12 protein-coding genes and 1 pseudogene are annotated in these 13,518 nt (G+C 54.3%); 7 read left to right on the top strand and 6 right to left on the bottom strand.

Annotation, left to right across the window (positions count from 1 at the left end):
- The first annotated feature begins 88 nt into the window (after positions 1–88).
- Genes V6F91_RS24705 through V6F91_RS24685 form a run of 5 tightly spaced genes read left to right on the top strand, consistent with a single transcriptional unit; the run spans position 89 to position 4,806 of the window.
- Positions 89–1,795 carry a copper resistance system multicopper oxidase gene (locus tag V6F91_RS24705; protein ID WP_332769089.1) on the top strand — a complete coding sequence of 569 codons (1,707 nt, stop codon included), beginning with the start codon at positions 89–91 and terminating at the stop codon, positions 1,793–1,795.
- An 11-nt stretch (positions 1,796–1,806) separates the two neighbouring features.
- A complete protein-coding gene (locus V6F91_RS24700; protein WP_332769087.1) occupies positions 1,807–2,676 on the top strand; it encodes a copper resistance protein B in 870 nt (289 codons plus the stop codon).
- A gap of 32 nt (positions 2,677–2,708) precedes the next feature.
- Positions 2,709–3,083 carry a copper homeostasis periplasmic binding protein CopC gene (gene copC, locus V6F91_RS24695; RefSeq protein WP_332769085.1) on the top strand — a complete coding sequence of 125 codons (375 nt, stop codon included), beginning with the start codon at positions 2,709–2,711 and terminating at the stop codon, positions 3,081–3,083.
- Between the two features lie 3 nt (positions 3,084–3,086).
- Positions 3,087–3,956 (top strand): copper homeostasis membrane protein CopD, encoded by an 870-nt coding sequence (copD, locus tag V6F91_RS24690; protein ID WP_332769083.1) that lies wholly within the window; start codon positions 3,087–3,089, stop codon positions 3,954–3,956.
- 58 nt (positions 3,957–4,014) lie between these two features.
- On the top strand, positions 4,015–4,806 hold the full coding sequence (locus V6F91_RS24685; RefSeq protein WP_332769081.1) for a transporter substrate-binding domain-containing protein: 792 nt from the start codon (positions 4,015–4,017) through the stop codon (positions 4,804–4,806).
- 3 nt (positions 4,807–4,809) lie between these two features.
- On the opposite strand, the gene V6F91_RS24680 is transcribed toward V6F91_RS24685, so the two are convergent.
- The 6 genes and pseudogenes from V6F91_RS24680 to V6F91_RS24655 all read right to left on the bottom strand — a co-directional run bounded on the left by V6F91_RS24680 (position 4,810) and on the right by V6F91_RS24655 (position 9,876).
- Positions 4,810–5,022 carry a hypothetical protein gene (locus V6F91_RS24680; protein ID WP_332769079.1) on the bottom strand — a complete coding sequence of 71 codons (213 nt, stop codon included), beginning with the start codon at positions 5,020–5,022 and terminating at the stop codon, positions 4,810–4,812.
- 229 nt (positions 5,023–5,251) lie between these two features.
- A complete protein-coding gene (gene lepB / locus V6F91_RS24675) occupies positions 5,252–6,049 on the bottom strand; it encodes a signal peptidase I (protein WP_332769077.1) in 798 nt (265 codons plus the stop codon).
- Between the two features lie 302 nt (positions 6,050–6,351).
- On the bottom strand, positions 6,352–6,714 hold the full coding sequence (locus V6F91_RS24670; RefSeq protein ID WP_332769075.1) for a DUF6124 family protein: 363 nt from the start codon (positions 6,712–6,714) through the stop codon (positions 6,352–6,354).
- Positions 6,715–7,089: 375 nt separating this feature from the next.
- A pseudogene (locus V6F91_RS24665) lies at positions 7,090–7,954 on the bottom strand (IS5 family transposase).
- Positions 7,955–8,294: 340 nt separating this feature from the next.
- On the bottom strand, positions 8,295–9,047 hold the full coding sequence (locus V6F91_RS24660) for a PP2C family protein-serine/threonine phosphatase (RefSeq protein ID WP_332769073.1): 753 nt from the start codon (positions 9,045–9,047) through the stop codon (positions 8,295–8,297).
- Entirely contained in the window at positions 9,040–9,876 is an 837-nt protein-coding gene (locus V6F91_RS24655) for a protein kinase domain-containing protein (protein ID WP_332769072.1), read from the bottom strand. The genes V6F91_RS24660 and V6F91_RS24655 overlap by 8 nt, the downstream gene beginning before the upstream one ends.
- Before the next feature lie 1,048 nt (positions 9,877–10,924).
- On the opposite strand from V6F91_RS24655, the gene V6F91_RS24650 reads away from it, so the two are divergent.
- Both V6F91_RS24650 and V6F91_RS24645 read left to right on the top strand, forming a co-directional pair.
- Positions 10,925–11,143 (top strand): hypothetical protein, encoded by a 219-nt coding sequence (locus tag V6F91_RS24650; protein WP_332769070.1) that lies wholly within the window; start codon positions 10,925–10,927, stop codon positions 11,141–11,143.
- 256 nt (positions 11,144–11,399) lie between these two features.
- A complete protein-coding gene (locus V6F91_RS24645; RefSeq protein WP_332769068.1) occupies positions 11,400–13,505 on the top strand; it encodes an ATP-dependent endonuclease in 2,106 nt (701 codons plus the stop codon).
- The last annotated feature ends 13 nt before the right edge of the window (positions 13,506–13,518 follow it).

Here is a 13,518-nt window from a genome sequence, read left to right as displayed (position 1 = left end):
CTGACAAAACTGTAATCCGCGCCTCAGCCAACTGAAAGCTGGCGTTGGTTAGCCTTCCCGTCATGAGTCAAACGGGGATTCTCAGCGCATGCCTTCCAACACTTCACGCCGCACGTTCGTCAAAGGCCTTGCCGCCGGCAGTCTGCTGAGCGGTCTCGGTCTGTGGCGCACGCCGATCTGGGCGCAGAGCGCTGCCGGGGCGGCCAATGAGCTGAGCGGCAGCGAATTCGAGCTGTTCATCGGCGAAACTGCGGTCAACTTCAACGGCTCCCCACGCACCGCCCTGACGATCAACGGCAGCCTGCCCGGCCCACTGCTGCGCTGGCGCGAAGGCGACACCGTGACGCTGCGGGTGCGCAATCGGCTCAAGCAGATCACGTCGATCCACTGGCACGGCATTCTGTTGCCAGCGAACATGGACGGCGTGCCGGGCCTGAGCTTTCACGGCATCGAACCCGGTGGCGTGTACGTCTATCGGTTCAAGGTTCGCCAACACGGCACCTACTGGTATCACAGCCACTCCGGCTTGCAGGAGCAGGCCGGCGTCTACGGGCCATTGGTGATCGACCCCCGCGAACCCGAGCCGTTCCAGTACGACCGTGACTACGTGGTGATGCTCAGCGACTGGACCGACGAAGACCCGGCCAGCCTGATGCGTACCCTGAAAAAACAGTCCGACTACTACAACTTCCACAAACGCACCGTCGGCGACTTCATCAACGATGTCAGCGAAAAAGGCTGGGACGCCACCCTGGCCGATCGCAAGATGTGGGCGCAAATGAACATGAACCCCACCGACATCGCCGACGTCAGCGGCGCCACCTACACCTTCTTGATGAATGGCCATGCACCGGATTCCAACTGGACCGGCCTGTTTCGCCCCGGCGAAAAGCTCCGTTTGCGCCTGATCAACGGCTCGGCCATGAGCTATTTCGACGTGCGCATTCCCGGCCTGAAAATGACGGTGGTCGCAGCCGACGGCCTGCACGTCAAACCGGTCAGCGTCGATGAACTGCGCATCGCGGTGGCCGAGACTTTCGACGTCATCGTCGAGCCCGATGGCGAGGCCTACACCCTATTCGCCCAGGCCATGGACCGCAGCGGTTACGCCCGCGGCACCCTGGCCACCCGCGCAGGACTGTCAGCCCCGGTGCCGACGCCGGACCCACGACCGTTGGTAACGATGGACGACATGGGCATGGGCGGCATGGATCACGGTTCGATGGACATGAGCGACATGGCCGGCATGGACCACTCCGCCATGGGGCCGATGCAAGCCCATCCCGACAGCGAAAAAAACAATCCGCTGGTGGACATGCAAGCCATGACCACCGCGCCGAAACTCGACGATCCCGGCCTCGGCCTGCGCAACAATGGCCGTCGCGTGCTGACCTACGCCGACCTGCACAGCACCTTCGCGGACCCGGACGGTCGCGACCCCAGCCGCACGATCGAATTGCACCTGACCGGGCACATGGAGAAATTTGCCTGGTCGTTCAACGGCATCAAGTTTTCCGATGCCGAGCCGCTGCGACTGACATACGGCGAGCGCATCCGCCTGGTGCTGGTCAACGACACGATGATGACCCACCCCATCCACTTGCACGGCATGTGGAGCGATCTGGAGGACGAAAACGGCGATTTCCAGGTGCGCAAACACACCATCGACATGCCGCCCGGCACGCGTCGCAGTTATCGCGTGACGGCCGACGCACTTGGCCGTTGGGCCTATCACTGCCATCTCCTCTATCACATGGAAATGGGCATGTTCCGCGAAGTGCGGGTGGAAGAATGAAGGGGCCGCTCATGACTCGATTCACCGCGTTGTGTTTACTGCTGATCGGCAGCCCGGCGATGGCTGCAGGCGACATGCCGGGCATGGATCACAGCCAGATGTCGGACATGGATCACGGCGCGATGCAGAGCATGGACGAGGGCATGATGCAGCCCGCCGCACCCACCGAAAGTCGCACGCCGATCCCGCCACTGACCGATGCCGACCGCGCCGCCGTGTTCAGCAGCGCAGGCGGCCATCAGGTGCATGACAGCGCGATCAACAGTTACTGGCTCGCCGACAAACTCGAGTGGCAGGACGCCGATGACGGCAGCGCCCTGGCCTGGGATCTGTCCGGCTGGGTCGGTGGCGATATCGATCGCCTGTGGTGGCGCTCCGAGGGCGAACGCAGCAACGGCAAGACCGAAGATGCGGAAATCCAGGCGCTGTGGGGCCATGCGATTTCGCCGTGGTGGGAGGTGGTCAGCGGCGTGCGGCAGGATTTCAAACCCGGCGCGCCGCAAACCTGGGCCGCGCTCGGTGTGCAGGGCATGGCGCTGTACAACTTCGAGGTCGAAGCCACGGCGTTTCTTGGCGAGGGCGGCCAGAGCGCGCTGCGCCTGGAAGGCGATTACGACATCCTGCTGAGCAATCGGCTGATCCTGCAGCCCACCGCCGAAATCAACGTCTACGGTAAAAACGATGGGCAACGCGGTATCGGCTCGGGCCTCTCCAACACCGAAGCCGGCCTGCGTTTGCGCTATGAAATCCGCCGCGAATTCGCGCCCTATATCGGCGTGACGTGGAACCGCACCTACGGCAACACCGCCGACTACGCCCGCGCAGAAGACGAGGATCGCAGCGAAGCGCGCCTCGTGCTCGGCGTGCGGATGTGGTTCTGAAAACACCTATAAAAACCATCCGGAGCTCTTGCATGCGCACTTTGACATTCAGCCTTGTATTCGCCAGCGGATTGCTCCTCAGCAGTCTCGCCCAGGCGCACCCGAAACTGCTCTCGTCGACCCCGGCCGAAGGTGCCGAAGGCGGCGCCCCCGGGAAGATCGAATTGCACTTTTCCGAGACCCTGGTCACGCAGTTCTCCGGGGCCAAACTGGTGATGACCGAAATGCCCGGCATGGCCCACCCGCCAATGCCGATGAAGGCCAAAGTCAGCGCCGGCAGCGACCCGAAATCCATGCTGATCACCCCGCTCGCGCCACTGCCCGCCGGTACTTATCAGGTGCAATGGCGGGCGGTGTCTTCCGACACGCACCCGATCACCGGCAACGTCACGTTCAAAGTGAAGTGAGCGATGGCTGAACTGATCAACATCGTCCTGCGGTTTGCGCTGTATGTGGATGTGCTATTGCTGTTCGGGCTGGCGTTGTTCGCGTTGTACAGCGCTGATTCGGCGTTGCGGTTTCGGCCGATGTTGCGGGGAATGGCGCTGATTGCAGCGCTTTTATCGGTGGCAGGATTGCTACTGATGACCAGCACCATGAGCGGCGAAACCGCGATCGCGGCACTGTGGCCACACCTGCAAATGATGTTGCGGGAAACCGACGTCGGGCTGGCCTGGGCAGTTCGAATGATTGCGCTGACGGTGCTGTTGATCAGGCCAGGAGCGTGGCTTGCATCGATTAGCGGCGCCGTGGCCCTCGCCCCCCTGGCCTGGAGCGGGCACGGGGCGATGGACGAGGGAGCGCTGCGGTTCTGGCACTTTTTCAGCGACATCCTCCACCTGCTGGCGGCGGGCGCCTGGCTCGGGGCGATGCTCGCGCTGCTGCTGATGGCACGGGGACGGGTCGATGCGCCGCGCCTTCGCCTGCTGATTGCTGCGGTGAAACGCTTTGAATGGGTGGGCGCTGCGATAGTGCTGACGCTGACGATCACTGGCGTGATGAATTACCTGTTTATCGTCGGCCCGAAGCTGAATGACGTATTGCTCAGCACGTATGGGGTGCTGCTGACGGTCAAGGTTCTGCTGTTTGCAGTGATGTTGCTGCTGGCGGCGCTGAATCGCTTTCATCTCGGGCCCGCGCTGAAGCAAGCATTGCGCGATGCAGACCCCACGCTCGCCGTAAACGCATTACGCCGCAGCGTCATACTGGAATTGGCACTCGCCCTGCTGATCGTGGCACTGGTGGCGTGGCTGGGCACATTGAGTCCGGAAGCGGGATGACACCCGCGAAAGGCTCTCAGTACACTGAGCCACCTCCCCCTGCAAAAGTGCGACTTCAATGACAACACTAAAAAGTACGCTGACCTTCTGCGGCCTGTTGACCCTGACCGCCGCCGCTCACGCCGAGACCGCTGCGACCCACCTCGACAGCATCCAGCAACAAGGCGAACTACGCGTCTGCACCACCGGCGACTACAAGCCCTACACCTTCAAACGCGCCGACGGCGAATTCGAAGGCATCGACATCAGCATGGCCCGCTCACTGGCCGAAAGCCTCGGTGTCAAAGTGCAATGGGTGCAAACCACCTGGAAAACCCTGATGCCCGACATGCAGGCCGGCAAATGCGACATCGGCATGGGCGGTATCTCGGTCACCCTCGAACGGCAGAAAAAAGCCTACTTCAGCAATACCCTCGACACCGACGGCAAAATCCCGCTGGTGCGCTGCAACGACGTCAGCAAATACCAGACCGTCGAGCAGATCAACCAGCCCAACGTGCGCCTGGTCGAACCCGCCGGCGGCACCAACGAAGCCTTCGTCCACGCCTTCCTGCCCAAAGCGCAACTGGCCCTGCACGACAACGTAACGATCTTCCAGCAACTGCTCGACAACAAGGCCGACGTGATGATCACCGACGCCTCCGAAGCGCTGTATCAGCAGAAACTCAAACCAGGACTGTGCGCCGTGAACCCGCATCAGTACATGCAATATGGCGAGAAAGCTTACCTGCTGCCACGCGATGACATCAGCTGGAAGCTGTATGTCGACCAGTGGTTGCACTTGAGTAAAGCCACTGGCAAGTATCAAAAGACCTTGAGTGAGTGGATTGCCGTGCCTGATGCGCAATAAGGCTTAGTCGTCGTGCAGCATGCCGGAACTGTATTGGTTAAGGCTGCTGCCGATGCTGTTGCCGCCGAATTTCAGGGTGTTGGCGTTAGGGCTCTGCGGTGATTGGCAGTCGCTGGAGAAACAACTGGTGGTGGTCAGGCCGCCCGCTCCCGAACAGGCACTCAACATCGATACCGCTGCAGCAATCAACAGCACTTTGAAGACAGTAAGGCGCATGGGACGATTCCTCTCGGGATGAACAGCGACGGTCTTGTCTCAGCATCCTAGGCCTGCGCCGCATACAGCAATATGAAACTTTGCTGATCGACAGCCGCGGTTCAGCATCGCCTGCCCGCTAGTCCTTCCACTGATTGGAATCTTGTCGCAGGCCACCGCTGCGGCAATTGCGCAATCACCGCCTTGAAAGGTCCGTCACCCTGAAAGTGACGGCTTCGGTTATCGGTTATCAGTGAAAGACTGTGCCAATCCTCGATCGATCGGACGAAAACCATATTCCGGTGACCTTACCGGTAATGTCTTCGACTGCGACCTGCCCCATAAAGCGGCTGTCATTACTGCTGTCGCGGTTGTCACCGAGCAGATAAACATGATCTTTCTCGACCACCGTCTGCGGCGTTTGCAGATAACGAGGATCCTTCACGCGCTCTGGCGGCGCGAAGAACAGCCCCATGTTTTCACCGTTGCGAATGACCTTACCGTCAACAATCGCCAAGGTATCGCCACCCACTGCCGCCACGCGCTTGACCGCCTCCGTGCCGTTGTAGCGATAAGTCACAATGTCGCCCACCTGCGGCGCGTCGATGCGCATTTTGGTCACGATGTAGTCACCATTCGAAAGAGTCGGAGCCATCGAGCCAGAGGGGATGAAGTAAGTCTTGAACCCCAGCGTCGGGCCGCGCAATGGCCCCAAAATTACCAGCGTGAGAATCACCAGCGCCACCACGTAAAGCACATGAAAACGGGTGCTGGGGCTGTTCACCGGACGGTCGTTTCTGCGCACGGATATAGCTGCTGCCGTGGCCGAGCCGAGTTTTACCAGGACGATAAAGGTAGCGAAAACATAGAGGCCCACTGGCGTCGCAGGCACACCACAAACACCGAGCAAAATGACACCGAGATAGAGCAAAGCGGCAACACGCAGCGCCCATTTCACCTGACCGGCATAGACCAGACCCCAGCCGGCCACCAGGCACGACATCACGAATGCTTGCAGCGGCAGCTTTGGCTTATCAGGAGCAGACATAAATTCTCTTCACGTAAATAGATGGCAAACAAGCACCCGGGCTATTTAGCCAATAGAGCACTATGGGCAATGGGAATGGAGTTATTGAGCGGAAACATAACCCGTAGAACGCAACTGCAGGCTGTGCTTGTACTAAGCTTGGGCCGATGTAGCTTCTCTGGTGCGGCCATTTCTAAAGGCGCGAAATGCTACTAAATCGCCACCACCCTGTCCATTTACTCGCATTCATGCCGGCTGCTTTGCATAGCGCCAACAGCCCCTTCGTGGCAACGGCTGAGCCGTTCGCCACAAAGGGAGCTGATTTACGCCTTCACCTCAACGTTATCCAACGCCTGATTCACCGCCAACTCCCCCAACATCACCACCTGCGCAATGCCCAGTGCGGTTTTGCGGTGCGAGGGGTCGAGTGCCGCGGCGAAGTTGTTGAGCATTTCCGACGCGCAACTTAGCGTTTCACTGGCATTGGCCAATAGGGATTCCGAGTCGTACTTGGGGTTGGCGAGGTACATGCGCTCGGGCTCGTTGACGCTGGCCATGATGGAGCCGGCGGGAAGGAGGTAGTGATCGAGGGCGCGTTCGGCGGCTTCGTGGAGTTTTTTTGGATTAAGGGAATCGTAGGGGGATGCGGGATCGGTGTCCGGCGGGTTGGGCGTTACTTTGAACATGGATGAAACCTCTAGCGCGATTAGCAAAAGGAGCCATCACCCTCGCTACCAAACGAAGGGTGGCGGCCATACGCGGGTTGGTAGACCGGTCGCACTAGAACCCGGCGCCCACGAATGGGCCCCACGCATGACCACCATGAAATCCGAGTCCCGGGGAAGCGACTGAAATTGGTGATGCGATGCATCTAGACACGAAGCGGGCTACCAAACCCGATCACTGGGTTTCAGTGATGTGGGGACGATAGAACGTGCGGGCTAGAGGCACAAGCCGGGGGATTCTGTCTTAGGTGTAGGGGCTTGTGCAAGGTGTTGTAGGAAAGACCTTTTACCAGCAGACATCATTAAACAAAACTAAAATTAGCAGTTCAGACCTACTTAAAGCTCACAGGCTCTGTACGCAAAGAGATGTCGCAAACACCGCATGGAACAAGCCAGCGAGACCATAGCGGCATAGCTTTTCGAGAGCTTGTCGAAGCGTGTCACGATCCGGCGGTTCTCTTTCAGCCAGCCAAACATGCGCTCGATGATATTGCGCTGTCGGTACTTGGGCCGATCAAACAGTCTTGGTAAGCCAGGCTTGGGTTTGCGCTTCATCGAGCGCAGCGGGATGACGGGTTGCATTCGATATTGGTCGCAGTAGCGGCGTAGCGCTTCGGCGTCGTAGCTCTTGTCGGCAAGCAACCATCTACAGCGCTTACGCGGGCGGCCACGTTGGCTCGATGGAATGCTGACCTCGTTTAACAGGGGGTGGGCGTAGCTGATGTCACTGGCATGACCGCCAGAGAGGAGGAAGCGCAACGGTGTCCCGTTGGCCTCGCAGAGCATGTGGATTTTGGTTGTCAGGCCACCACGACTGCGGCCTAGAGCGTGATCGGCAGGCTCGTCAGGCCCCCTTTTTTCCCGGCGCCAAAGGAGGCTCGCGTTGTGCGTACTGCGGTTGAGTCGATCATCCAGGTTTGCAAATCAATCAAGCCTTGCTCATTCAATCTCAGGTGCAAGCGTTTGAGCATCTGATCGAATGTCCCCTGGTTTCGCCAGCCCCTAAATCGTTGATAGACCGTTGACCACGGGCCGAAGCGTTCCGGCATATCTCGCCACGCAGCACCTGAGCAGAGCACCCAGAGCACGCCATCGAGCATCAGGCGGCCGCTCAGACAGGGCCGCCCCCGGCCATGTATTCGGTGATGAGATCAGCAACCACAGCCCAGGCCTCATCCGAGAGTTTGTAACGCTTTGCCATTACAGGACTCTTTTCCGTAGATAGCTGGAAACTCTACAAAATTTCAGCTTCCGAGGGACGCCGATTGGGTTTCTTGGGATTTCGTACAGACCCTAGTGAACTGCCAAAAAAACCACCAAAATAGCCCAGCTCTTTTCCATTTAAAATTTATTACCGGAACAATTATGCCGCCGAAATTTAACTGCACACAACCTAATAAAAACCCATATAACTTAAGCAATCGACGAAGTATACACGCACGCCCACCTCAAATTACGAGACACAATTACGGCAACACATCCCCCTATTAACAGCTATCTTACTACCGTTAAAAAACCTCCATCCTATGAAAACCAATACATCATACAATTGAAACTTGAAACTTAGCGCACACCAACGAATAGTCGTCAACTGGACCCACTCTATGAATTCTGCGCTGCAGGCTAGAGGCAAAGCGAGACGGCTCACTCAGTGTATGCTGAGAAAATCTCGGGCGAAACTCCCAAACTCGATGCGCACCGTCCGACATCAAATAAACCTCAAAAACTCCACCATCATCTGTAACATCTATGGAAGACATTGAAATCTCTTGAAAGTCTAACGACAGATCTTTAGACAGCGCAGAATAAAGCTTGTTCTCCGCACCAGAATTCCGCAACTCCGCGGGTTTATATACACCCTTATCTATTAATTTCTGGTATTGCGTATGATCCGTGGACATCTGTTTTAAATGTGCACCAACCCTAACATAAACGCGACTATCTCCTATATGCCCTATACGAATAGCACCTTGACTCACATGACAAAAAGTTAATGTAGTAGCCGCTCTCTTGAAAGAAAAATCGGAATCATTGATATGAGCAATATCACTCTTTACCTGATCAAAAATGCTTGATATCAAATTAACATTTTCCCAGTCAGCACCTGCAAAATTTGATAGTGCCTCAATCGCACATTTTGATACCAAACTCGCCCCTGCATAGGCACCTACTCCATCAGCCACAGCGAGTAGATATCCAGCATTTGTTCTTATTGGAGCTAAAATAGCGTCTTCATTTTGGCGCCCAGCGTTACTTGCCAAAGAAAACGTGCTTGAACTCAAAAGATTAATCACGGATCACCCCCTCAACTGTCCTCCTGAAGTCTTCTTGCAATGCTGCTACAGATACATAGCGATCACGAGATGCATTCATCGTACACTTGCTGATCACACTGTCAAACTCATCTTCAGATGTAAGTTTCATGTGCCGCATTAAAGCACCAAGTGAGTAAATATCAGATCTTTCAGTGTAGACTCCTTCGAAAGCCTCTGGCGCCATAAAGTACGGAGTCCCCATACCACCCGCAAAAATTTGAGTGAGTACTTCTGATTCCATTTCTTTATTTAGATTTTTCACCAATCCAAAGTCAGAAACCTTGTAAACCCCTCCCGCGAACCTAAGTACGTTGTCAGGCTTTATGTCACGATGCAGAAAACCTTTATCATGCATATATTTTATGCCATTCAACACCATATTAAAGGCAGAGACTTTACCTTTGAGACTCATACCCCCAGATAAATCCCGAGAAAGATTTGCAGCCGCAAGATCCATAATAAACCAAGGCTGTTCAACCCTGAGATTGCATAAATAAATATTTGCAATATTTGTATGTACACAAGAGGCTTGATAAGCGACCTCCCTCGCAAATCTTCGCCGAAGCCTATCATTAGACTCAGGATCCAAATTTTTCAAAAATTTGATAGCGTAGCTACCACAGTGATGATCAGCGACGTTATAAAGCTCAATATGATGGACCTCTCCAAAAGTACCATGCCCCTCTTCCCTAACCATCTTAAACTTGTAGTTTCCATGAACACCATCCATTACTTCACCTATATAAATGATTGTAAAATTACCTTGAATCATTCGAACCACTAATAAATACCATAAAAAACTACCCACCCCAAAAAACCTTACAAAATATTTAAAAACAAAACGAAATTCAAAAACTTTAATTGATATCAGTTTCAAATTTGCGCAAATTCGAAACTTTCATTTTCTACAAAAACTTTTGCTCGGCTTAAGCAGTTAATACCACTCGACGACTTAACTGCAATTTTCAGGCACGAGCAGGAAGACTCGAGTGGTGTTCAAAACATCAGCTTTGCCGTTCATGCTTCAGCAATCCAAGCGAGCGCGTTCCTTGATACGGATTTTCCGGATCAACTTGTATATACATAACGCTTGGTCCGTTTCGCTGATTTTTAGCTGTGAACACATATTCTCTGCACCTTATACCTATCTGCTTTGCTATGACGCCAGCTGTAGTGGCACATTAGCATATTGCTGTGAACATCACTTTCGCAACGGTAACCGCGGAATTAGATTCAGCCAGCAGCTACGGGGCTAGGTCCGCATGAATGCGTATAAAATTCTTTTCGCCCACAAAAATATGGACCAGACCACGATACTCAGCCGATCAATGTCTGCTTCACCAGCTGCAAGATCATGCAATTACGACGCGTAAGTCTCTGCCCCATCCCATTCCTGATAAACTCCCAAACCTTCGCCCCTCTGATTCAGATTCCCCCAATGCCTCTACAACCCGCCCCACTCTCCCGCCGCTTCTCCGTCGCCCCCATGATGGATCGGACCCATCGTCGATCCCTACCCCATTTAATAAAGGCTAAAAGACCGCTTTAAAAAGCCCTGTACCAGCATTGTACCAGCCAGGCTCCCCTCCTCGAAGACTCCGCGATTCCTTCCCTTCTCTGTAGTAATTTTAAAGCAAGCATTTTCGGCTACGATCTGGGCACTACTGATACTGTCAAAAAAGGGGATAGAAATGCTCGTGCAATGAACACTCTCTTGTCGTCGTTCCGTGAGATCTGATATCGGGCTGTCCCACCATTCTGGTGCGCTAAAGATGTCTGTTGCACATGTGTTTATGCCAATGCAATTCCGCAGCATGTACTAGGCTTTTCAAACCCATCGCTCAAGGACGATTTTCATGTCAGATCACTCAGCCTCCGATATCGCAACGGCAGATGCTTTGACATTGCTCCTACACAACCAACATGCGTTGGCGGCTGCAATAGAGGAGGTCGCCGTGTGGCTTTCGGCTAATGGAGTGCAGGTAGTTGCAGATAACGCTGTGATGGCTATGGAAACCTTAGACACAAACGCAAAAGCGATTACAGATGCAATTATGCGTATACGGCAGTCCTAGGAATGCCTAGCAGGCGGCGGTCGTCCAATTCGACCAAAAGCGGTCAGTCGTGGTCGTCAGCTTTCGGCCAAAAGCAGTCGTTCCAGAGCGACCTCTTTCGCACCGTTTTTACCCTCGTTGAGCTCAGCCAACTGCCGCCCCAAATATCTAAAGCTAAAAAAAATTCAAGCCTTCAACAGATAGGCTAGGATTTCAAACGGAGCGAGGGGTACCAGTTTTCTGCTTGCTCTCTTCATATGTCAGGGAGGAAGATTTTATGAGAGTAAGCGGTGTTGCAATTCGAAATTTCCGTCGACTGGAAAATGTTCAAATTGACATTGAAGAGAGGGAGTCCATTTTTGTTGGCCCCAACAATAGCGGCAAAACTTCTGCCACTGCAGTTTTTCGCTGTTTCCTCGGCGGACGTGATTTCAAAATTCACGACTTCTCGGTCGCCCGAATGGCCGATTTCGACGCATTTGTCAAAACTGGAGATGTGGCGCAGCTCCCCAAAATCAGTCTTGACCTGTGGTTCTCCATCGACCCCGAAAGCATCGCATTCGGTAGAGTGTTCACATTGCTGCCGAAACTTTCGGATTTTACACGAGTAGGAATTCGGCTGTCGTATGAGGTCTCTGAAGCAAAGAAGTTACTCGAGCATTACGACGCTGCCTATCCATTAGAAGAAGATGGAACGCGCTCCAAGGCGTTGTCGCAATATCTGGCGCTCGACGGAAATCTTGGCCGACATTTTGCGGTTTGCTACTCGTCACTCGAAGAGAAAATTCAGGACGAAACGTCGCCTGAGATCTTGACGAGTTACCTTGATCCCGACGAAGGCAAACGACTTCTGAAACATCTCATACGGGTAGAGTTTGTAGACGCGCAGCGCAACATTAACGATGACGACAGTAGCCGCAGTAACAGGCTCTCGTCGGCCTTCGCCGCCTTCTACCGAAAAAATCTAGAGCAGGTGGGCCCTGCGGCCGATGCTCACAGTGTGATCGATGAAAATAACAAGCAGCTAACCGATCACTATGCAAAGCAGTTTGCCCCACTGATCAACCTCATCAAGCACCTTGGCGTACCATCGATTAATGATCGGGAATTGCAGATTGTCTCCTCGCTTAGCCCTGAAAGTGCTCTGCGCGGGAACACAGAGTTGCTTTACATTGACCCCAGCCGTAAGCATGAACTGCCGGAGCTCTATAACGGACTTGGTTTCAAGAACCTAATTTACATGGCTATTCAGGCTCGACATTTCCATTCTCAATGGGTGATGACCACCGAGAACAGGCCTCTATGCCTGATGATCTTTATTGAGGAGCCTGAAGTTCACCTCCACGCACAGGTGCAGCAGACTTTTATCTCCAACATCTGGCAGGTAATCAATCAATCTGCTGAGGCAGCTGGCGAGCCTAATCTTGTGCCGCAACTAGTTGTAACCACACACTCCTCTCATATCATGGAAGCCGTGGATTTCGAGAAAGTTCGCTATTTTCAGCGATGCCATACCGAGGGTGAGACGGTCGCGACGGGGATTCGCAATGCGTCCATGGTTAGAAGCCTTCGGGCCTTCCAGCCAGAGGTGGAGACGATTGATGGTAAATTGGTTTCACCGTCAGAATCGCTGGCCTTCCTCAAACGCTATCTACGCTTAACTCACTGCGACTTATTTTTCGCTGATGCTGCCATCCTTGTGGAAGGTGCCGTTGAAAAATTGCTAATGCCGTCCATGATCGAGCGCGCCGCTGGGCGATTGCGAACTGCATATTTAACAATATTGGAGGTGGGAGGGGCCTATGCTCACCGCTTCGAGGGTCTGCTCAGCTTCCTTCATATCCCCTACCTTGTCATCACTGACCTCGACTCCGTGGCCCCCACCGGCTATCCCAGTGCCTGTCGGGCGGACGTTGAGGGTGCTAGAACCTCCAACGCGTCTCTAAAAAAACTTTGCGGACAGACTACGATCGCCGATCTGATCGCATTGACCTTCGCTGAGAAACAGCACATCGACAAAGATCGTTGCATTGCCTTCCAAACAGATATTTTTGTCGCGGATGGCGCCGCCAACGAAACATTGCGCCCACGAACTTTGGAGGAAGCAATCGTCTATGAGAATTTTGGACTGGTTCGGTCCGGCGCTTTATCCATCGGCATCCCCATCCCCGAGTTTCTCAACGACGCTTACCAGGATGTCTACGACAGAGTTCGGTCGGATAATTTTAAAAAAACTGACTTTGCCATGGACATTTTGGCTTGCACCGAGGAATGGATCGTCCCTGGATATATTGCCGAGGGATTAAGTTGGCTTGAGTCGCGCCTATCGCCCCCGCTAGCCGCGGTGACGGAGATACAAGTCGCTGCCGCGGCGGAGGTATAAAATGGGGGGATGG

This window comes from Pseudomonas koreensis, assembly GCF_036668835.1.
In the GTDB taxonomy this organism is placed as follows: domain Bacteria; phylum Pseudomonadota; class Gammaproteobacteria; order Pseudomonadales; family Pseudomonadaceae; genus Aquipseudomonas; species Aquipseudomonas koreensis_I.
Note: the sequence above shows the minus strand (reverse complement) of the source record. Positions and strands in the feature narration are given on the sequence as shown.